The organism is Pigmentiphaga sp. H8 (genome assembly GCF_003854895.1).
In the GTDB taxonomy this organism is placed as follows: Bacteria; Pseudomonadota; Gammaproteobacteria; order Burkholderiales; family Burkholderiaceae_B; genus Pigmentiphaga.
Map to the genome: position 1 here is coordinate 800238 of NZ_CP033966.1, position 18573 is coordinate 818810.

Sequence of the window (18573 nt, forward strand, 5' to 3'; positions counted from 1 at the left end):
GAAAAATGAAAAATAAGAAGCGTTGATTTCCTTTTGGTTATGATTCGACCTGATCGGGAGGAGAGCATGCAGGAACACGGCATATCCACGGGACTGGGCCGCATCAAGCTGCGGCATCTCCAATGCCTGGTCGCCATCGCCGCGTGCCGCCACATGGGGCAGGCGGCCGATGCGCTGGGCATCTCGCAGCCGGCCATCTCCAAAACCCTGGCGGAACTCGAGGACGTGGTGCAGGCGCAGCTCGTGGTCCGCAGCAAGCGCGGCGCGTCGCTGACGGACAAGGGCCGTGTGCTGCTGGGTTATGCCGGCAGCAGCCTGCGCACGCTGCGCGAGGGCCTGGACCGCGTGTCCTCGGTCGTGCGGGACGACGTGGCCGTCATCGCGATCGGCACCTTGCCTACCGTCGCGCCCACCATCGGGCCGCAGGCGGCCAGCCTGTTCAAGCGCCAGTGGCCGTCGGTGCGGCTGAGCGTGCATACGGGCGTGAACGCGGGGCTGCTGGCGCTGCTCAAGCAGGGTGAACTGGATCTGGTGCTGGGGCGCGTGGCCGAGCCCTCGGAAATGCTGGGCCTGTCGTACGAGCACCTGTACGAGGAGCCGGTCGTGGTGGTCGCGCGGCCCGGGCATCCGCTGGCGCCCGCCCGCCGGGTGGAGGCCGAGGAGATCGCCGCCTGCGGCATGGTGGTGCCGCTGCCGGGCACGGCCATTCGCCACACTATCGATTCGTACATGGTCCGGCACGGCGTGGGAGTGGGACGCGAGGCGATCGAGACGCTGTCCGATGCCTTCGCCCGGTCCTACGTGGCCCATACCGACGCGGTCTGGATGATCGCGCTGGGCGTGGTCGAGCACGACCTGCGCGCCGGCAGCCTGGTCCGGCTGGCCTGCGACACGCAGCACACCTCGGCCTCGGTCGGACTGACGCTGCGCAGCGATGCCGTGCCCTCGCACGCGGTGCGGGCGCTGATCGAATGCATACGCGAGGCGGCCGCGCAGCGGCGCCAGCAGGCCGAAGGACAGTCCTGAAGGGCCGTGCGGGGAAGTAAGGGGGCTAGTGCGCCGCGGCGACCTGCCGCGCCAGCACGCGCTGGGGCGACATATCGGGCCGGGCCATGGCCGACACCGGCAGCAGGTAGGTCTGCTCCAGCATGAACTGGCCCGTCATGGCCGCGTGCGGGGTCTGGTCCGAGAAGCAGATCCAGGTGCTGCCCGGCGGGAACTCGATGCTCTCCTGCTGGCCGTCGCGCTGGTAGCCGGAGTCGGCCTTCATGCGGTCGTGCAATTGCAGCATGAAGTGGTCGTAGGCGCTGCGGCGGCTCTTGGTGATGTGCAGCTTGTGCAGCAGCCACGCCACGCCGGGGTGGTAGGCAGGCATCTGCGGCAGATAGCGCGCCGACAGCGTGTCGAAGGCTTCGCCGACCCGCCACAGGCGGGTGTCGCCGTGCGGGTTGATGTTATTGAAGACGCGCAGGATGCGCTGTTCGCCCACCGGCCGTGAAGGGAAGGCATCGACGTGCAGGCGGGTGTCGTCCTTGCGCCAGGACATCTTCCAGGTGCCGATGCGATGCAGGCGCAGGCTGGTGGTGGGCGCGTGCAGGTGCGAGGCGTACTCGGGCAGCAGGCGGTCCAGGAAGCGGCGCGTGGTCTCGTAATAGCGGCGCACCAGCGCGCCGATGGCGGCCTGGCGCTCGTCTTCCACGGCTACGCCGGTCAGCTTGCCGGTCGTGGCGTTCAGGCTGATGTTCTTGCGTTTGGGATCGACCAGCGCGGGGTCGAGCAAGCCGGTTTCGGCCTGGCTCAATTCGAACCGCAATTCGGGGAAATACAGGACCTTGCCTTCTTCCAGCTCGGCCACGGGCGTGGACGCGCCGGCCTGGCCGGGCGCGTCGTCCCAGGAGCGGTGGTCGATGCGGACGATGCGGGAGGGCGCGCTCATGGCGTCAGCTGGCCAGCGCCTTCTCGATCGTGGCGTGGAACTCGGCCACGTTGGGTTCGCCCAGATAGCGCTTGATGATGCGGCCCTGCTTGTCGATCAGGAACGAGGTGGGCGTGAGCTTGACGTCCTCGAAGCTGCGTGCGATCTCGCCCATCGGGTCGAGCGCGACCTTGAAGGGCAGCTCGCGGGTCTGCGCGAAATTGAGCACGTAGTTGGCCGGGTCGTAGCTCATGGCCACCGCGACCATTTCGTAGCCCTGCGGCGCGTACTTCTTGTAGGTCTCGACCATCATCGGCATTTCCTTCACGCAGGTCACGCAGCTGGTGGCCCAGAAGTTGACCAGCACCACCTTGCCGCGCAGGCTTTCGGTGGTGAACTGGTCGCCGTGGATGGAGGTGAAGGTGGTGTCGGGCGCCTTGGCGGCGGGGGCCAGCGCGAACCAGGCGCCGGCGGCGGCCAGCAGCGCGACCACGAGGATGGCGGCCAGCTTGGCGGCGCCGCGCTGGGCGCGGGCGGTTGCGTTGAAGGGGGCTGAAATCGGCATAGGGAGCGATCCGTTGCGTGGCGGGCAAGGCGGCGTGTGTCCGCGCCCGCGATGCGGCCCATTATAGGCCGGGATGCGCGGCCCGCCCGCTTCGCCGCGGGCGGGGACGCCGGTCAGCGGCTGGCGGACGAGCCGCCGGCGGCCGTCGACTGGTCCTGCTCGGCCTTCACCTTGGACAGGTCCTGCAGTTCTTCTTCGGTGATGTAGTCGAACACCTTGACCACCTTCTTGACGCCGCTCACGCCGGCGGCGATCTCGGCGCCGCGCTTGCCCTCGCGTTCGGTGACGCGGCCCATCAGGTAGGCCACGCCGTTCTCGACCGTGATGCGGAAGGAATTGGCGAAGAGATCCTTGGCGTCCACCAGCGAAGCCTTGATCTTGCCTTCGATGAAGACGTCGTTCGAGCGGGTGGCCAGCGAGGTCGGGATGCCGATCTGGAGTTCGTTCACGAGGGCGCGGACGTTCTCGACGCCGCGCGCCTGTTCCTCGGCATCGCGCTTGGCGGTCTCGTCGGGGACTTCGCCGGTCAGCAGGAGCTTGCGGTTGTAGGCGTTGACGTTGATATGGCCCTTGTCGCCATAGCGGCCCGACAGCCGGCTGGACGCCTTGAGCTCGATGTTCTTGTCCTCGACCTGGATGCCCACGGTGCGGCGGTCGGTGGCGGCCATCGTGCCGACGTAGGCGCTGCCCAGGACGATGGGGGCGCAGGCGGATACCGCCCATGCCGAGCTTGCGACCACGAGGGCCAGGACCAGGGGGCGTACCGAAGCGGCCGGTTTGCGAAACATCAGAGATCTCCCAGCAGTTGAGCGTCGATGCCGTCGCACATGGCGTGCAGCAGCAATATGTGGACTTCCTGGATGCGCAGGGTGCGGTCGTGCGGCACGCACAGGTGCACGTCGTCTTCCGTCAGCATCTGGCCGATCCGGCCGCCGCCCTTGCCAGTCAGCGCGATGACGCGCAGCTCGCGGGAATGGGCCGCTTCGATGGCCTCGATCACATTGGCCGAGTTGCCGCTGGTGGAGATGGCCACCAGCACGTCGCCCGGCTGGCCCAGTGCGTTGACCTGTTGGGAGAACACCCGGTCGTAGCCGAAGTCGTTGCCGACCGCGGTCAGGATGGAAGTATCGGTATTGAGCGCGATGGCGCCCAGCGGCAGCCGTTCGCGTTCGAAGCGGCCGACCAGCTCGGCGGCGAAGTGCTGGGCATCGGCGGCCGACCCGCCATTGCCGCAGGCCAGGATCTTGCCGTTGTTGGACAGGCTGAACACCAGCGCATCCACGGCCGCCGCGGTAGGCGCCGACAGGGTGTCCTGGCAGTGTTCGAACAGCGCGACGGCGTCGCGGAAATGGGCGGATATGCGGGCGATAAGGTCCATGCCGGGATTATCTCATGCAGGGGAAACGGCCGGCTTGCCGGCCGCGCCGGCAAGTGTGTCCGCTGTAACCGGCCGTGACGCCCCGGTTGCGGGGCGACAGCCATGGCGTTGGAGCGGTTGGAGCAATGATAGTTTCCCTGGCCGGCCGACGGGAGGCCGCCCGCTACCGGAAACCGGGCAGCGCCTCGAGCGAAAAGGCGTGCCGTATCCAGCGCGGCGGGGCATCGGCCTCGAAGGCCAGGACATCGAAGCGGCAGGCGGGCGGTGGTCCCTTCCAGCAGGCGCGCAGGAAATAGGCGGCCGTGCGCGCCAGGCGCAGCCGCTTGGCCGGGCCCACGCTGGCCGCCGCACCGCCGTAGCGGTTACGGGCACGCGCGCGGACTTCGACGAAGACCAGGACGGCGCCCTCGCGCATGACCAGGTCGATTTCGCCGGCGCGGCAGGCCACGTTGCGGGCCACCAGGACCAGCCCGGCGGCGTGCAGGTGCGCCAGCGCCTCGCGCTCGGCCCGGTCGCCGGCCTGCTGCGCGGGCGAGCGGCGGGGCGGCAAGGCCGCTTCCTGCCTGCGGCCCGGCCGGGGGCTGCGACGTATCGCCCGCCGCTGCGCCGCATGGGCCAGTGCATAGGCCTGGGTGTCGGCCGCCGTCACGGGCGCCCTCGCGGTATTCTCGCGCCATGGACAATGAAATCGAATCCTCCAGGCCCGCCACGGGTGCCTGGGAACGGCTGGCGGACAAGGTGGCGGCGCAGCACTGGCCCGCCCCGGCGCTGTACGTGGTGGCCACGCCCATCGGCAACCTGGGCGACCTGAGCCTGCGCGCCCAGGCCTGCCTGCAGCGGGCCGACGTGATCGCCGCCGAAGACACGCGCATGACCCGGCCCCTGCTGGATGCCTGGGGCATTTCCACCCCCTTGATGGCGGCCCACCGGCACAACGAGGCGCAGGCGGCCCAGGCCATCGTCGGCCGGCTGGCCGCGGGCGAACGGGTGGCGCTGGTGTCGGACGCGGGCGCGCCCGGCGTCAGCGATCCCGGCTCGCGCATCGTGCGCGAGGTGCGTGCGGCCGGCCACCCGGTGGTGCCGGTGCCCGGCGCCAGCGCCGTGATCGCCGCGCTGATGGCCAGCGGCGCGACCTCGGATGAGAACCCGGCGTTCGTCTTCGCCGGCTTTCCGCCGCCCAAGGCGGCCGCCCGTCAGCGTTGGCTGGCCCAGTGGTGCGCGCTGCCCGCGCCGGTGGTCATGTACGAATCGCCGCACCGGATGGCGGCGACCCTGGCCGACCTGCTGGCGGTCTGCGGCGCCGCGCGGCAATTGACCGTGGCGCGCGAGCTGACCAAGCGTTTCGAGGAAATCGCCACGGTGCCGCTGGCCGAGGCCCAGGCCTGGCTGGCTGCCCACCCCCAGCGGGCGCAGGGCGAGTTCGTGCTGATCGTGGAGGCGGCGCCCGAGGAAGCGGCGGGCGCGCTGGATGCCCGGACCGACGAGGTGCTGCGGGCGCTGCTGGAGGTATTGAGCGTGCGCGACAGCGCCAAGGTGGCATCCCGCATCACGGGTGCGCCGCGGGATGCCTTGTATGCCCGCGCGCTGGCGCTGAAGGACGCGTAGCGGAAAGGCCTGGCCACAGGCTGGGACGGGAACGGGAAGGGGCATGGCGGCGACCGGAACGCGGAGCGCCCAGCATGCCCCAATCGGACGGGTACCGGGGCGCCGGTAGGACAGGCGTGTCCCGGTTTCAGCCCGGCCCGGTCGCGCCCGCCTGGCCCGCGCCCAGGACGGCGGAGATCGCGGCGGCCGCCTGCATCAGATCCCGCACGGTGTCGGGATGGGCCCGCGCCGGCAGGTAGTGGATCGAGGCGACGATGGCCAGCGCGCCGAACAGCGAGCCGTCGGCCTGGAAGATCGGCGCCGCCAGGGCGTTGATGCCGGTGAAGATTTCCTCGGGTGCCTCGGCCCAGCCGCGCTGGTGGACGAGCTGGATCTCGGCCCGCAGGCGGTCGGGATCGGTGATGGTCTTGGGCGTGCTGGCCGCCAGGGGCTGGGACAGTACCGCCTCGCGCAGCGACGGCGGGCCGAAGGCCAGCACGACCTTGCCCTGGGCCAGGGTATGGAAGCCCGGGAATTGTGTGCCGGGGCTGAGCAGGATCTCCAGCGCGCTGCGGCCGCGCACGACATCCAGCACGACGACCTTGTTGGGATCGAAGGTGGTGATGACGATGGTCTGCTCGACGCGGTTGCGCAGGTCTTCCATGATGGGTTTGGCCAGCGACACGGCGTCGAACTGCTGCACCAGTTTTCGTCCCAGCAGGAACAGGCGCCAGCCCACGCGGTAGCGGCTGGTGCGCTTGTTCTGCGTGACGTAGCCCTGCTGGCGCAGGGCCGTCAGGTGGCGATGCACGCGCGCCTTGGGCATCCCGAGCAGCTCGGCCAGTTCCGTGACTCCGCATTCGGTGCCCTGGGCCGCCATCAATTCCAGGATGCGCAAGGAGATGACCGAGGTCGACGAGATCGTGGCCTCGTCGCCCGAGGTCGGCAGCGCATGGCCGGTCTGGGCGTCGTCCGCGGTGGGGGCGGTGGCGTCGGGGGGCAGGAGGTCCGGGGCGGGGAGATGCATGGATCGAAGCGTGTCTTGGCAAGGCCGGTGGGTTCTCGATGGACGCATGCCCGCCCCGCCAGGGGCCGGGAAGATGCCCCTCAGGGCAGGGTCAGCATGCGCTCGCCGTACACATGATAATGCTGACGCTTGGGCTTGCCGGCGTCTTCCGGCAGGACGTAGCGCAGGGAACTGCGCTGGCGGCATCCCTGGGGCAGGATGAAGCAGCGGATGAAACTGGTATCCGTGGCCTCGGTAGTCGGGGCCAGGACCGGGGCGTGGCCCAGTTCGAACCATGCCGAGCCAGCCGGATGCACCGTGGTCCTGCCCTGGGTCTCGATGGTGATCTCGCCCTTCAGGCAGCAGCGGATGCCGGGTCCCTGGTGCACGTGCGTCAGCGCCACGCCGCCGGGCGGGAAGTCGACGCGGTCGCAGCGCATCAGCCAGTCGAACTGGTCGTCCAGCTCGATCTCCTGTTGCAGCTTGAGGGTGGACGTGGCGCCGGGGGCGCTGCGCAGCGTGCCCGCGGGGGCGTCGGGCGAAACCAGTTCCCAGCGCCACAGCACGGCGTCTTCCTCGCCCGCCACCAGCGCGATCGGGTCCTGGCCCACCCAGGCGGATTCCTGGCGCTGGTGCTGGGTACCGTCCAGGAATTCCACCGTGATTCCACCCTGCACGATGTAGACCGATCGCGGCATGCGCGGCAGGTAGACCGGCGCATGGCCGGCGGGAATGCTGTCTTCGTAAAGCCTGATGATGAAACTGCGCATGGATGACTCCTGAGGCTATGGCCGGCCCCATGCCGGGCAACGGACCAGTTTGTATCGATAAACAATACGTTCGTATCATTTATCGTAAACCATGAATGCATGGCTTGTGAATATTCGGATAGAATATTTATCGATACGTTTGTATCGTTGATCGATACATCAAGGAGACGAAGCATGGCATCCTCCGCGACCTCGCTATCCGGCGTGGCCCAGGAAAAATGGTACGTAGGGCGTACCAAGGAACAATGGCGCGCGTTCGGCTCGGCCTACATAGGCTGGATGCTGGACATCATGGATCTGATGCTGTTCGCCATGGTGATCACGCAGATGCGTGCCGAATTGAATTTCGACAGCGGCGCGGCCGGCGTCATCGCCTCGATGACGCTGCTGGCCACGGCTTTCGGCGGCCTGATCTTCGGTTTCCTGGCCGACCGGCTGGGCCGGACGCGGTCGCTGGTGCTCAGCATCGCGTGCTATTCCATCGGCACGGCCTTGTGCGGCTTCTCGCAAAACGTCACGCAACTGCTGATCTTCCGCTTCCTGCTGGGCCTGGGGGTGGGCGGGGAATGGTCGGCGGGCGCGGCCCTGGTCACCGAGACGTGGCCGGCCAAGCACCGCGGCAAGGTCATGGCCTGGGTGCAGAGCGCCTTCGCCGCCGGCTATGCGCTGGCGGCCATCGTCGCGGCGCTGGTGCTGCCCACGCTGGGCTGGCGCTGGGTGTTCGCGGTCGGCCTGGTGCCCGCGCTGTTCGCATTCTGGGTGCGCCGCCATGCGTCCGAGCCCGAGATCTGGGCGGGCCAGAAAGAGCGCCTGGGCGTCGGCGCCACCCTGAAGCTGCTGTTCGGCCAGCACCTGCGCAGCACGGTGGTCGGCCTGGCCTTCACCGCCGCGGCCATGTGCGGCTACTGGGGCCTGTTCACGTGGATTCCGACCTATCTGGCCACGCCCGTCAGCGCGGGCGGCGCCGGCCTGGACCTGACCAAGTCCACGACCTGGATCGTCATCATGCAGGTGGGCGCGGCACTGGGCTTCATCTGCTTCGGCTACATCGCCGACCGGATCGGCCGCCGCATGGCCTTCATCCTGTTCTTCCTGCTCTCGGCCGTGTGCGTGCCGCTGTACGTGCAGATCGAGTCCAGCCTGGTGCTGCTGGCGTTCGGACCGCTGGTCGCCTTCGTGGGCACGGGGTTCTACAGCGGTTTCGCGCCTACCTTCGCCGAGCTGTTCCCGACCAGCATCCGCGCGACCGCGCGCCTTCGTGGGCACGGGGTTCTACAGCGGTTTCGCGCCTACCTTCGCCGAGCTGTTCCCGACCAGCATCCGCGCGACCGCGCAGGGCTTCATCTACAACACCGGCCGGGCCACCAGCGCGCTGGCGCCGGCCGCGGTGGGCTTTTTCTCGGCTACCCACGGCGTCGCGAGCGCGCTGGGAGCCACCGCCGGGTTCTTCGCGCTGGCCGCGGTCATCGTGTATTTCTTCCTGCCCGAGACCAAGGGCGGCGAGCTGGAATAGCGGTGGCGCCCGGTCAGCGCACGACGATGACCGGGGCGATGTCCAGCCTGGCCTGCACGCGCTGCGCGGCCGCCAGCGCGCTTTCGCGCGAGGGGTAGGGGCCCAGGTGCACGCGGTGCAGGCTATCGGTGTTCACGATGCGCAGCGGTTCGGTCTGGTCCCCCAACTGGGTCCGGATCCGGGATGCCAGGTCCTCGGCGTTGCGCTGGCCGCTGAAGGCGCCCACTTGCAGGAAGATGCCCGATTGCGGTGACGACACCACCGGCGTGGTGGCCGCCAGCGGGACCTGCACGCCGCCTGCCATGGGCGCGGGGCTTGCTGCCGGCAAGGGGGACGCCAGCGGCGGCAGTTCCCGTACCTGGCTGGCCGGTGGCTGCGTGGCCACCGGGATGGCGACCACCTCGGCCTCGGCCACCGGCGCGGGCGCCGCGGCCAGCATGGGAGCGCTGCCGCGCTCGTTGCGGATCCTGGCGATTTCCTGCGGGCCCAGCCATTCGACCTCGACTTCGCCGCTGCCCTGCGAGAGCAGGCCCAGCTTGTAGGCGGCGGTGTAGGAAAGATCGATGATGCGGTCGCTGTGGAACGGGCCGCGGTCGTTCACGCGCACGATCACCGACTTGCCCGTCCCGACCCGCGTGACGCGGGCGTAGCTGGGGATGGGCAGCGTGGTATGGGCCGCGGTCATCGCGTACATGTCGTAGATCTCGCCGTTCGACGTGCGCGCGCCATGGAACTTGCGGCCGTACCACGACGCGACGCCGCGCACCTTGTAGGGCTGCATGGAGGTGTCGGGAACGTAGCGCTTGCCGAAGATCACGTAGGGCTTGTTCGCGCCGCTGGCCAGCGGTTCCACGGCCGGCAGCGGGTCGGGCACCAGGTCCAGGTTGGCGGGCGGATTGGACGGCGGGCCGTCGTCCTTGTAGTAGCCGCCGCCGCGCGAACCAGACGGCCCCTTGGGCGTGGTGCCGCAGGCGGCCAGGAGCACCGTGGCGCAGACCGCCGCCCAGAGCAGGGGACCTTTGGTCCCCCCGCGCAATGGGCGGCTGGTCGTGGGGCGCGCGCCAGGCAGGGGAGGCCGGTCGGTCTGCTTCATCGTCTAGGGTCCTGGATGCTGGGGTCTGGCAAGCGGCGGCGCCTCGGCGGGGCCGCCGCCCGGATCATAAAGGTCGAACTGCTTTTGTGCACGGTGGCGCACCAGCACCTGTCCCTGGCCCGCGAACATGGCGGCCAGCTGTTCCACCACGTAGACCGACCGGTGCGTGCCGCCCGTACAGCCTATGGCCACCGTCAGGTAGCTGCGCGTGTCCTGCATGTACTCGGGCAGCCAGGTGCGGATGAAGGCGGCGATGTCGTCGATCATGCGCCCCACGCTGGGGATGGCCGCCAGGAAGTTCGCCACCGGGGCGTCCCGCCCCGTCAACGGCCGCAGGACCGGGTCGTAGTGGGGGTTGGGCAGGCAGCGCACGTCGAACATCAGGTCCGCGTCCAGCGGCACGCTTTCCTTGAACGCGAACGATTCGAAGGTCAGGACCAGCGGCACGGTATCGGCCTGCACCACGTTGCGCACCCAGGACCGCAGTTGCGAGGGCGTCAGCCCCGTGGTGTCGATGACGTGCCCCAGCTCGCGCAGCGGTCCCAGCAGCTCGCGCTCATGCGCGATGCAGGCCTCGACCGAGGGCGCGACGCCTTCGTGGAAAAGCTTGTCGGTTAGCGGATGGCGGCGGCGCGACTCCGAATAACGCTGCACCAGCGTACCGGTATCGGCGTCCAGGAATACCACGCGGATCTCGGTGCCCAGCGCGCGCAGCGCATTGATGGTGCCCGGCAGGCTGGCGATCGCCCCGCTGGAGCGCGCATCGATGGATACCCCGACACGCTGCAGCCCTTCATCGTGCGCGGCCGCGATGAAATCGTGAAGAAAACGGACAGGAAGATTATCGACGCAGTTGTAGCCGAAATCCTCCAGGGTACGAAGAGCCACGGACTTGCCCGAGCCCGAGATACCGGTGATGAAAACGACACGTAACACAGCAGGCTTTGCCTCGTAAAAGAGGTTCGTTCGAAGCCTGAACAATAACGCACACTCCCAAACCTGTCCCCCTTTCCCCCTACCCACGCCAGCCTATTGGTTGCCAGGAAACCGCGGATCCGGCTTTGCCGGTCCGCCGGTTTCGCCCCCTGGGGGGCGCCCGAAGGGCGTAGGGGGGGGACCTCTACGGCTCGCCGTTCTGGATGGCGTCCATCTGCCGTTCCATGAACTCGGTCATGGTGTCGATGCCGCGCAGTTGCAGGATGGCGTTGCGGACCGCCGCCTCGACCAGCACGGCCAGGTTGCGGCCGGCGGCCACGGGCAGGACGACCTTGCGTATGGGCAGGGCCAGCACGTCCTGGGTCATGGCCTGGAGGGGAAGGCGCTCGAAATTGGCTTCGGGCGAGGTGGTGCGGACCAGGTGGACGATGATCTTGAGCTTCATCTTCCGGCGCACCGAGGTCTCGCCGAAGATCGCGCGGATGTCCAGCAGCCCGAGGCCGCGCACTTCCAGCATGTTCTGCAGCAGCGGCGGGCACCGGCCCTCGATCAGGTTGGGAGCGATGCGCGAGAACTCCACGGCGTCGTCGGCGACCAGGCCGTGGCCGCGCGAAATCAGTTCCAGCGCCAGCTCGCTCTTGCCCAGGCCCGATTCGCCGGAGATCAGCACGCCCATGCCGAGCACGTCCATGAACACGCCGTGCACGGTGGTGACGGGGGCGAGCTTCTTGGCCAGGTAGATGCGCAGCAGGTCGATGACCTGCGCCGCCGAGCGGGGCGAGGCCAGCAGCGGCACGTTGCGCTGTTCGCAGTGTTCCAGCAGGTCGGCCGGGGCGGCCAGGCCGTCGGCCATGATGATGGCCGGCACGCCGCTGGCCAGCAGTTCATCCAGGTGGTGGGCGCGCCGGCGGGCTTCCAGCCGGGCGTAGAACGCCAGTTCCTCGTGGCCGAAGACCTGGATGCGGGACGGGTGGATGAGGTTCAGGTGGCCGACCAGGTCGGCAGCGGCCAGGCAGGTGTCGGGCAGCGGCGAGCGATTCGCGTTCGAGCGCCCCGCCAGCCAGCTCAAGGAAATCTTGTCGGTGTTTTCGTCGACCAGTTTTTCGATAGTAAGCATGGGGCACACGGAAAAGGCGGCCGACCGGGGCCGGCCGGGTCAGACCGCGGCGTCGGACTGGGCCGGTTCCCAGTGGGTCAGCAGCGAGTGGATCGCGCTGGCCGAGGGTTCGGTGGCCAGGGCCTCGCGCAGCGCGCGGTTGGACAGCATCTGCGCCAGCTCGGACAGGATTTCCAGGTGCACCTGCGTGGCCTGCTCGGGTACGAGCAGGAATACCAGCATTTGCACGGGCTTGCCATCGGGGGCGTCGAAATTGATGGGCTGAGCCAGGCGCACGAAGGCGGCCACCGCATCGGTCAGCCCCTTGATGCGGCCGTGCGGCACGGCTACGCCTTGACCCAGGCCGGTCGAGCCGAGCCGTTCGCGCGCGAACAGGCTGTCGAACACCACCGAGCGGGCGATGCCGTGATTGTTCTCGAACAATAGGCCGACTTGTTCGAAAACGCGCTTCTTGCTGGTGACTTCCAGATCAAGCAGCACGTTCGAAGGGGGGAGTATCCGCGAGATCAGATTCATAACGTATGCGCCGGTCGGGCGATACAAATTCGCACAATAGATGGACCGGGCGACATCTTTTGGAGATGGACGTCGATTATAGCCAGCGTCCCGGTTCTGTCACGAAAAGCGGCACTTTTGTGCCCCGCAAACAACCCGTCCGTATCCCGACCTGGCATCACACGCCCTCGTCCCACGAAGGAAGCGCCCACCCGGGGCCCTACCCAGTCCCTCGAAAACCATGGCGCAGCGCGGCATTTCTCGATTCTGATCACGGGTAACTGGACGCGAACTCATCCTTTAAACGAAACAACGGCGGGAAAAGCCTCCTTCCCCCGCCAGCCGATGTTTTATCCAGGGGCACCGCGGATCCGGCTCCGCCGGTCCGCCAGTGCCGCCCCCCGGGGGGCGCCCGTCAGGGCGTAGGGGGGGGAATTCTCTTCATTGCTTCCTCGACCCGAGGTCGCTGGACCTTGTCCTTGTACTTGATGACCTGTCGGTCGACTTTATCGACAAGGGCGTCGATGGCCGCGTATAGATTTTCTTCTTGGGCCTCGCAATGGACGTCCTTGCCTCGGAGATGCATGGTGATTTCCGCGCTGTGGCGCAGTTTTTCCACGGAAAGCAGCACCTGGATATCGATGACGTGATCGAAATGCCTCAGCACCCGCGTGAGCTTGTTCAGGACGTACTCACGTATGGCAGGGGTCACGATGAGGTGATGTCCGCTGATGCTCAGATTCATGTAAAGCCCTCCTTGAAGCAATGTACCGGGAGACTTCCCCGGAGCCCGCGCCCATGTCCGCAGGGCATGGGCGCTTGTGGCACGAGCGTGCCACTTTGCTTGCGTCGCTCCGAACGTTCCGGATGTCGCCACGCAATCGAAGTGGCTGGCACATGCGTTTTCAGCGGTTGCTATAAAGATGAGCCTTTATCCGGGGCTTTCAAGTACGGTCTAACCCTAGCATCGCGATCAGGTGATGGATGCGCGGCATGCGATGCCGCGCGGGCGCGATCCGTACTAGATGCTCTTACGCAGGGAAACCGGCGGAATCTTGAGCGCTTCGCGGTATTTGGCCACCGTGCGGCGGGCCACGACGATACCCTGCTCCCCCAGCGTCTGCGCAAGTTGGCTGTCGGATAGTGGCTGGGTAGGATCCTCCGCACCAATGAGTTGCTTGATCAGCGCACGGATCGCCGTGGACGATGCCGCTCCTCCGGTCTCCGTGGCGACGTGGCTGCCGAAGAAATACTTCAACTCGAAAGTCCCCAGCGGGGTGAGCATGTATTTCTGCGTAGTGACGCGTGAGATCGTCGACTCATGCAAGCCTAGTGTATCTGCTATTTCGCGTAATACAAGAGGCCGCATGGCGACTTCGCCATGGTTGAGGAAACCCTGCTGCCGGTCGACGATGGCCTGGGCCACGCGCAGAATGGTGTCGAAGCGTTGCTGGACATTGCGTATCAGCCAGCGCGCCTCCTGCAGCTGCGAGGACAGCCCGGGATGGGCCGAGCTGCGCTCGGACTTCAGGATCTGCGCGTACATCTGGTTGATGCGCAGCCGCGGCATGGCTTCGCCGTTGAGCATGGCGCGCCACTGGTTGCCGGCCTTGCGCACGATCACGTCGGGCACGACGTAGTCCGCGGCGGGCGACGAATAGCGCGAACCGGGTCGCGGGTCGAGCCGGCGGATCAGGCTCTGGGCCGCGCGCAGCTGGTCGTCGTTGCAGCCCAGCGCCTTGCGCAGCTTGGCGTAGTCCCGCGCGCCCAGCAGCGGCAGGTGCTGGGCGGCGATCTGGCGGGCCAGGGCCAGCACGTCGGCATCGCGGGCCTCGGGCAGGCAATCGAGGTCCGGCACGCGCAATTGCAGGCACAGGCATTCGGAGATGTTGCGGGCGCCCACGCCGGCCGGATCGAAGGACTGGAGCAGCCCCAGCGCCGAACGCAGTTCGTCGGCGTCGATTTCCAGCTCGGGCGGGAACAGCGCGGCCAGTTCTTCCAGCGACACGTCCAGGTAGCCGTTGTCGTCCAGTTCGTCGACCAGCGCCGTCACCAGCGCCGCATCGCGCGGCGTGGCCTGCGTCAGCGCGAGCTGGCCCAGCAGGTGCTCGCGCAGCGAGGCATCGGGCGCCGCCAATTGCGGCGCGGTGTCGTCGTCGTGCTCGCCGCCGGGGCGGTGCAGCTCCGGCATGTCGGGCAGGTCCGGCGCGTCGCCGGCGTCGGCCGGCGACGGCGCCTCCACGGCCTCGCCGCCCGGTTCGGCGTCGGCTTCCGGCGAGGCGGGCGTGGTCGTGTGCATGCTGCCGTCGGCGTCGACCCGCAGCGTGGCCGCCACAGGGTCGTCCTCGCGTTCAAGCAGCGGGTTCTCCTGCAGGATCTGCTCGATCTCGTGTTCGAGTTCGAGCGTCGACAACTGCAGCAGCTTGATCGACTGCTGCAGCGCCGGCGTCAGCGCCAGGTGCTGGGAGGTGCGAAGTTGGAGTCCGGGTTTGAGCATGGGCACCGCTTACATGCGGAAGTGTTCTCCGAGGTAGACCCGTCGCACGGCAGGATCGCCGACGATCTCCTCGGGGTGCCCGCTGGCCAGTACCGTGCCGTCGCTGATGATGTAGGCGCGGTCGCAGATGCCCAGGGTCTCGCGCACGTTGTGGTCGGTGATGAGCACGCCTATGCCGCGTCCCTTCAGGAAGCGCACGATGCGCTGGATCTCGATGACGGCGATGGGGTCCACGCCGGCGAACGGTTCGTCCAGCAGGATGAAGCGCGGATTGGTGGCGAGCGCGCGCGCGATCTCGACGCGGCGGCGTTCGCCGCCGGACAGCGAGATGGCGGCGTTGCTGCGGATGTGTCCGATCTGCAATTCGTCCAGCAGCGACTCCAGGCTCTCGTTCACCTGCTTCGTGCCGAGCGGCGCGCCCTGTTCGTTGCGCTGCAGTTCCAGCACCGCGCGGATGTTCTGTTCGACGTTGAGCCGGCGGAACACGGAGGCGTCCTGCGGCAGGTAGGAAAGCCCCAGCCGCGCGCGCTTGTGGATGGGCAGGCTCGTGGCCGAGACGCGATCGATGTCGATGGTGCCGGCATCGGCCGGCACCAGCCCGACGATCATGTAGAAGCAGGTGGTCTTGCCGGCGCCGTTGGGGCCCAGCAGTCCGACCACCTCGCCGCCGTCCACGTGCAGCGACACGTTCTTGACCACCGTGCGCCCTTGATAGGATTTGCGCAGGCCCTCGGCCCGCAGGCGGCCCTCGCCCTGGGTCGACTCCTCGGCGCGCGGCGCCCCGGCCGGCGCTCCGGCTTCTATGATCGGCGCGTTCATTGCGCGGCCTTGCCCGAGGCCGGGGCGCCACAGCCCGCCGCCGGCGCGCCGGCGGCCGTCTGGCCGCGCGGCTGGATGATGGTGCGCACGCGCTGGTTGGGCGTGGGGGCCTGCGGCCCGCCGGTGGCGGTATAGGTGTCGGTGCGCTGGTTGTAGGTCACGCGCTGACCGCGCACTTCGTCGACCATCTGTTCGCAGGCCAGCCGCTTGACCACCGCCTTCGAGATGAAATGGATCAGCTCGCCGCGTCCGTCGTATTCGACGCGCTCGGCCACGCCCTCGACGTATTCGTCGGTGCCCTCGCGCCGCTGGCGCACGTTGACGAGCTTGCCGCTGTTGGCGGTGGCGACGCCGAACTGATAGCCCTCGGCGTCTTCGCGCAGGTCGAGCCTGTCGGCGCGCAGGATCAGCGAACCCCTGGTCAGCACGACGTTGCCGGTGAAGATGCTGGTCTGCTTCAGGTCGTCGTAGCGCAGCGAATCGGCATCCACCGTCGTCGGCTGGTTGCGGTCGGCGGCGGCCGCGAGCGCCTGGGCGCCGCAGGCGAGGGCGGCCAGGGCGAGCACGGCCTGGGCGGCGTATCGGGAGAATCGATGATGTGGCACGGTGTTTTTATCCTTTGTATGGCTGTCGGGCCGGGGGCGCGGCCGGCCGCGTGCTGCCCGGCACGATCTGCACCCGTGTCTGCTCGTTGACCTTCAATTCGCGCGAGACGTTGTCATAGCGCATGCCGCGTCCCTGTATACGCGTGGTGCCGTTGACCACGGTGGCGGGCAGGTCCGTGTAGGCGACGTCCTCGTCGGGCAGCAGGGTGACTTCCTCGCTGCGTATGTTCAGCTCGGGGCGCCCCTGCCCGGGCAGCCGCCGCAACTGAACGTCGCCGCGCATGATCACGCGCGCGCCGTCCTGGTCCATTCGCGCGTGCCGGGAAGTGGCCGTCATGGTCGGCCGCTCGGTGCGCTGGCTGACCGCGCGGAACTGCGTGACTTCCGACGAATCGTCGTCCGGGTAGTGCTCGAGCCGGTCGCCTTCCATCCGCGTCGTGGGCATGCCCTGCTCGTCGCTGCGGACCATGACGAACTGTTCGACGAAGGAGTCGATCTCGTGGGTCAGCCGGCGCGGCGGATCTTCCTTCACCGCCCGCTTGGCGTAGTCGGCCGCCCACCACGTGCCGGCCACCAGGGCGGCCAGCAGCGCGATCGATACCCCGGAGGCGAGTCGGTCTTTCATTGGGCAGAGGATCCGGCGGTGATGGTCGTGAGGGTGCGGCTGGTGATGTAGCCGCCCAGCCGGCCCTGCGCGGCCAGGATCAGGTCGCAGCATTCGCGCGCCGCGCCGTCGCCCGCGGGACGGGTGGCCACCCAGTGGGCGGCCTGGGCGACGTAGGTCGGCGCTTCGGCCACGCTGGCGGCGAAGCCCACGCGCTGCATGGCGGCCAGGTCGATGATGTCGTCGCCCATGAATCCCACGTCGTCCAGCTCGACGTTGCAGCGCTGCGCCAGCGCGGTCACGGCCGCGCTCTTGTCGCGCACGCCCTGCTGGACCTCGGAGATGCCCAGCTCGGCGGCGCGCCGCGACACGGTGGGCGAGTCGCGTCCGGTCATGAACACGACCTCGATGCCGCTTTCGTGCAGCATGCGCAGCCCGAAGCCGTCCAGTGCATGGAAGCGCTTAATGGTCTCGCCGTGCTCGCCGTAGTACAGGCGGCCGTCGGTCAGGACGCCGTCGACGTCGAAAATCATCAGCCGCAGGCGGGCGACGCGTTCGCGCACGTCTTGCGGCACGCGGGCCAGGATCAGGGCTTCGGCCGGATGGGGAGGAAGAGGAATCGCCATGGAACTCAGAGCACCTTTGCTGCCATCAGGTCGTGGGTATGAAGGGCGCCGACCAGCCGGCCGGTGGCATCGAGCACCAGCAGCTGGTTCTTGCGGTTGTCGTCCATCCGCGCGGCCGCCTCGGTGGCAAGGGCGTCCGGGCCGATGTGAAGGGGATTGCGCGTCATGCCGGCAACCACGGTCAGGTTGCGGATGTCGCCTTCGCGCTCGATCAGGCGGCGCAGGTCGCCGTCGGTGAAGATGCCGGCCACGCGGTCGCCGTCGACCACGACGGTCATGCCCATGCTTTTGCGGGTGATCTCCACCAGGGCTTCGGTAACCGACGCCGTGATCGGCACGATGGGCACGTCCTTGCCGGTGCGCATGACGTCGCTGACGTGGGTCAGCAGGCGGCGGCCCAGGGCGCCGCCCGGATGCGAGCGGGCGAAGTCCTCGGGGCCGAAGCCGCGCGCCTCGAGGCAGGCTACCGCCAGCGCGTCGCCCAGCGCCAGCGCGGTGGTGGTGCTGGCGGTGGGCGCGAGGTTCAGCGGGCAGGCTTCCTGCGGCACGCTGGCATCCAGGTGCACGTCGGCAAGCTGGGCCAGTTCGGAGTCCGCGTTGCCGGTGATCGCGATCAGCGGCGATCCCAGGCGCTTGACGACGGGCACGATGGTAAGCAGTTCGGCCGTGGTGCCCGAATACGAGATCGTGACCAGCACGTCGTTGGCGGTGATCATGCCCAGGTCGCCGTGCACGGCCTCGGCAGCGTGGACGAAGAACGCGGGCGTGCCGGTCGAGGCGAACGTGGCGGCGACCTTGCGGGCGATGTGTCCGGACTTGCCGATGCCGCTGACCACCACGCGTCCGGGGCAGGCCAGCAGGATGTCGACCGCGCGCACGAACGTGCGGTCCAGGCGCCCGGACAGGGCCTTGAGCGCCTCGATTTCCACCGCCAGGGTGCTGCGGGCCGAGTCGATGACGTCGACGGGGCCGGAGGCGCCGGGAACGTATACGTTGGACGTGCCGTTGTCTGAGGTGTTCATGATGGGTCCGCGCCGGTGCCGCAGGAGG

General features: G+C 68.3%; 21 protein-coding genes and 1 pseudogene. 4 read left to right on the forward strand and 18 right to left on the reverse strand.

Annotated elements, in window-relative coordinates:
* The first annotated feature begins 66 nt into the window (after positions 1–66).
* The gene (gene pcaQ, locus EGT29_RS03915) at positions 67–1026 is read left to right on the forward strand and encodes a pca operon transcription factor PcaQ (protein WP_161567689.1); all 960 of its coding nucleotides are present in this window, start codon (positions 67–69) and stop codon (positions 1024–1026) included.
* Positions 1027–1051: 25 nt separating this feature from the next.
* On the opposite strand, the gene EGT29_RS03920 is transcribed toward pcaQ, so the two are convergent.
* The 5 genes from EGT29_RS03920 to EGT29_RS03940 form a co-directional block, all read right to left on the reverse strand.
* On the reverse strand, positions 1052–1936 hold the full coding sequence (locus tag EGT29_RS03920; protein ID WP_124687789.1) for a Kdo hydroxylase family protein: 885 nt from the start codon (positions 1934–1936) through the stop codon (positions 1052–1054).
* 4 nt (positions 1937–1940) lie between these two features.
* The gene (locus EGT29_RS03925) at positions 1941–2480 is read right to left on the reverse strand and encodes a TlpA disulfide reductase family protein (protein ID WP_124687790.1); all 540 of its coding nucleotides are present in this window, start codon (positions 2478–2480) and stop codon (positions 1941–1943) included.
* A gap of 113 nt (positions 2481–2593) precedes the next feature.
* Positions 2594–3268, reverse strand: a complete 675-nt coding sequence (locus tag EGT29_RS03930; RefSeq protein WP_124687791.1) for a BON domain-containing protein — start codon at positions 3266–3268, stop codon at positions 2594–2596.
* Complete coding sequence (locus EGT29_RS03935; RefSeq protein ID WP_124687792.1) at positions 3268–3858, reverse strand: phosphoheptose isomerase; 591 nt, start codon at positions 3856–3858, stop codon at positions 3268–3270. The genes EGT29_RS03930 and EGT29_RS03935 overlap by 1 nt, the downstream gene beginning before the upstream one ends.
* Positions 3859–4021: 163 nt before the next feature.
* On the reverse strand, positions 4022–4507 hold the full coding sequence (locus tag EGT29_RS03940) for a YraN family protein (RefSeq protein ID WP_124687793.1): 486 nt from the start codon (positions 4505–4507) through the stop codon (positions 4022–4024).
* 26 nt (positions 4508–4533) lie between these two features.
* On the opposite strand from EGT29_RS03940, the gene rsmI reads away from it, so the two are divergent.
* Positions 4534–5463 (forward strand): 16S rRNA (cytidine(1402)-2'-O)-methyltransferase, encoded by a 930-nt coding sequence (gene rsmI / locus EGT29_RS03945; RefSeq protein ID WP_124687794.1) that lies wholly within the window; start codon positions 4534–4536, stop codon positions 5461–5463.
* Between the two features lie 127 nt (positions 5464–5590).
* On the opposite strand, the gene EGT29_RS28415 is transcribed toward rsmI, so the two are convergent.
* Together EGT29_RS28415 and EGT29_RS28420 are read right to left on the reverse strand one after the other, a co-directional pair.
* Entirely contained in the window at positions 5591–6469 is an 879-nt protein-coding gene (locus tag EGT29_RS28415; protein WP_161567690.1) for an IclR family transcriptional regulator, read from the reverse strand.
* A gap of 80 nt (positions 6470–6549) precedes the next feature.
* Positions 6550–7218 carry a hypothetical protein gene (locus EGT29_RS28420; RefSeq protein WP_161567691.1) on the reverse strand — a complete coding sequence of 223 codons (669 nt, stop codon included), beginning with the start codon at positions 7216–7218 and terminating at the stop codon, positions 6550–6552.
* 327 nt (positions 7219–7545) lie between these two features.
* On the opposite strand from EGT29_RS28420, the pseudogene EGT29_RS28910 reads away from it, so the two are divergent.
* Positions 7546–8406, forward strand: a pseudogene (locus EGT29_RS28910) (MFS transporter); the annotation flags it as partial.
* 70 nt (positions 8407–8476) lie between these two features.
* Complete coding sequence (locus EGT29_RS28915) at positions 8477–8731, forward strand: MFS transporter (protein WP_370283017.1); 255 nt, start codon at positions 8477–8479, stop codon at positions 8729–8731.
* A 13-nt stretch (positions 8732–8744) separates the two neighbouring features.
* Here EGT29_RS28915 and EGT29_RS03960 read toward each other — a convergent pair whose 3' ends face one another.
* From EGT29_RS03960 to EGT29_RS04010, 11 genes are all read right to left on the reverse strand, one after another.
* Positions 8745–9824, reverse strand: coding sequence for a septal ring lytic transglycosylase RlpA family protein (locus tag EGT29_RS03960; RefSeq protein WP_124687796.1), 1080 nt, complete (start codon positions 9822–9824; stop codon positions 8745–8747).
* A gap of 3 nt (positions 9825–9827) precedes the next feature.
* Complete coding sequence (gene rapZ / locus EGT29_RS03965; RefSeq protein ID WP_124687797.1) at positions 9828–10760, reverse strand: RNase adapter RapZ; 933 nt, start codon at positions 10758–10760, stop codon at positions 9828–9830.
* Positions 10761–10944: 184 nt separating this feature from the next.
* On the reverse strand, positions 10945–11877 hold the full coding sequence (gene hprK, locus EGT29_RS03970) for an HPr(Ser) kinase/phosphatase (RefSeq protein WP_124687798.1): 933 nt from the start codon (positions 11875–11877) through the stop codon (positions 10945–10947).
* Between the two features lie 39 nt (positions 11878–11916).
* Entirely contained in the window at positions 11917–12393 is a 477-nt protein-coding gene (gene ptsN / locus EGT29_RS03975) for a PTS IIA-like nitrogen regulatory protein PtsN (RefSeq protein ID WP_087837517.1), read from the reverse strand.
* A gap of 394 nt (positions 12394–12787) precedes the next feature.
* Entirely contained in the window at positions 12788–13117 is a 330-nt protein-coding gene (gene hpf, locus EGT29_RS03980; RefSeq protein WP_124687799.1) for a ribosome hibernation-promoting factor, HPF/YfiA family, read from the reverse strand.
* Positions 13118–13393: 276 nt separating this feature from the next.
* Entirely contained in the window at positions 13394–14869 is a 1476-nt protein-coding gene (locus tag EGT29_RS03985) for an RNA polymerase factor sigma-54 (RefSeq protein WP_124687800.1), read from the reverse strand.
* Positions 14870–14878: 9 nt separating this feature from the next.
* Positions 14879–15688, reverse strand: coding sequence for an LPS export ABC transporter ATP-binding protein (lptB, locus tag EGT29_RS03990; protein ID WP_124687801.1), 810 nt, complete (start codon positions 15686–15688; stop codon positions 14879–14881).
* A complete protein-coding gene (gene lptA / locus EGT29_RS03995; protein ID WP_124687802.1) occupies positions 15685–16293 on the reverse strand; it encodes a lipopolysaccharide transport periplasmic protein LptA in 609 nt (202 codons plus the stop codon). The genes lptB and lptA overlap by 4 nt, the downstream gene beginning before the upstream one ends.
* Before the next feature lie 7 nt (positions 16294–16300).
* Complete coding sequence (gene lptC / locus EGT29_RS04000) at positions 16301–16918, reverse strand: LPS export ABC transporter periplasmic protein LptC (protein ID WP_238160282.1); 618 nt, start codon at positions 16916–16918, stop codon at positions 16301–16303.
* The gene (locus EGT29_RS04005) at positions 16915–17523 is read right to left on the reverse strand and encodes an HAD family hydrolase (RefSeq protein ID WP_124687804.1); all 609 of its coding nucleotides are present in this window, start codon (positions 17521–17523) and stop codon (positions 16915–16917) included. The genes lptC and EGT29_RS04005 overlap by 4 nt, the downstream gene beginning before the upstream one ends.
* Before the next feature lie 5 nt (positions 17524–17528).
* A complete protein-coding gene (locus tag EGT29_RS04010; protein WP_124687805.1) occupies positions 17529–18545 on the reverse strand; it encodes an SIS domain-containing protein in 1017 nt (338 codons plus the stop codon).
* Between the last annotated feature and the right edge of the window lie 28 nt (positions 18546–18573).

Bases quoted from the DNA above. Each gene is read 5' to 3' on its own strand.
- EGT29_RS03920 (WP_124687789.1), bottom strand. From the start codon at position 1,936: ATGAGCGCGCCCTCCCGCATCGTCCGCATCGACCACCGCTCCTGGGAC.
- rsmI (WP_124687794.1), top strand. From the start codon at position 4,534: ATGGACAATGAAATCGAATCCTCCAGGCCCGCCACGGGTGCCTGGGAA.
- hpf (WP_124687799.1), bottom strand. From the start codon at position 13,117: ATGAATCTGAGCATCAGCGGACATCACCTCATCGTGACCCCTGCCATA.
- EGT29_RS28420 (WP_161567691.1), bottom strand. From the start codon at position 7,218: ATGCGCAGTTTCATCATCAGGCTTTACGAAGACAGCATTCCCGCCGGC.
- EGT29_RS03935 (WP_124687792.1), bottom strand. From the start codon at position 3,858: ATGGACCTTATCGCCCGCATATCCGCCCATTTCCGCGACGCCGTCGCG.
- hprK (WP_124687798.1), bottom strand. From the start codon at position 11,877: ATGCTTACTATCGAAAAACTGGTCGACGAAAACACCGACAAGATTTCC.
- ptsN (WP_087837517.1), bottom strand. From the start codon at position 12,393: ATGAATCTGATCTCGCGGATACTCCCCCCTTCGAACGTGCTGCTTGAT.
- EGT29_RS03930 (WP_124687791.1), bottom strand. From the start codon at position 3,268: ATGTTTCGCAAACCGGCCGCTTCGGTACGCCCCCTGGTCCTGGCCCTC.
- pcaQ (WP_161567689.1), top strand. From the start codon at position 67: ATGCAGGAACACGGCATATCCACGGGACTGGGCCGCATCAAGCTGCGG.
- EGT29_RS04005 (WP_124687804.1), bottom strand. From the start codon at position 17,523: ATGGCGATTCCTCTTCCTCCCCATCCGGCCGAAGCCCTGATCCTGGCC.
- EGT29_RS03925 (WP_124687790.1), bottom strand. From the start codon at position 2,480: ATGCCGATTTCAGCCCCCTTCAACGCAACCGCCCGCGCCCAGCGCGGC.
- lptB (WP_124687801.1), bottom strand. From the start codon at position 15,688: ATGAACGCGCCGATCATAGAAGCCGGAGCGCCGGCCGGGGCGCCGCGC.
- EGT29_RS28415 (WP_161567690.1), bottom strand. From the start codon at position 6,469: ATGCATCTCCCCGCCCCGGACCTCCTGCCCCCCGACGCCACCGCCCCC.
- EGT29_RS03960 (WP_124687796.1), bottom strand. From the start codon at position 9,824: ATGAAGCAGACCGACCGGCCTCCCCTGCCTGGCGCGCGCCCCACGACC.
- EGT29_RS03985 (WP_124687800.1), bottom strand. From the start codon at position 14,869: ATGCTCAAACCCGGACTCCAACTTCGCACCTCCCAGCACCTGGCGCTG.
- lptC (WP_238160282.1), bottom strand. From the start codon at position 16,918: ATGAAAGACCGACTCGCCTCCGGGGTATCGATCGCGCTGCTGGCCGCC.
- EGT29_RS04010 (WP_124687805.1), bottom strand. From the start codon at position 18,545: ATGAACACCTCAGACAACGGCACGTCCAACGTATACGTTCCCGGCGCC.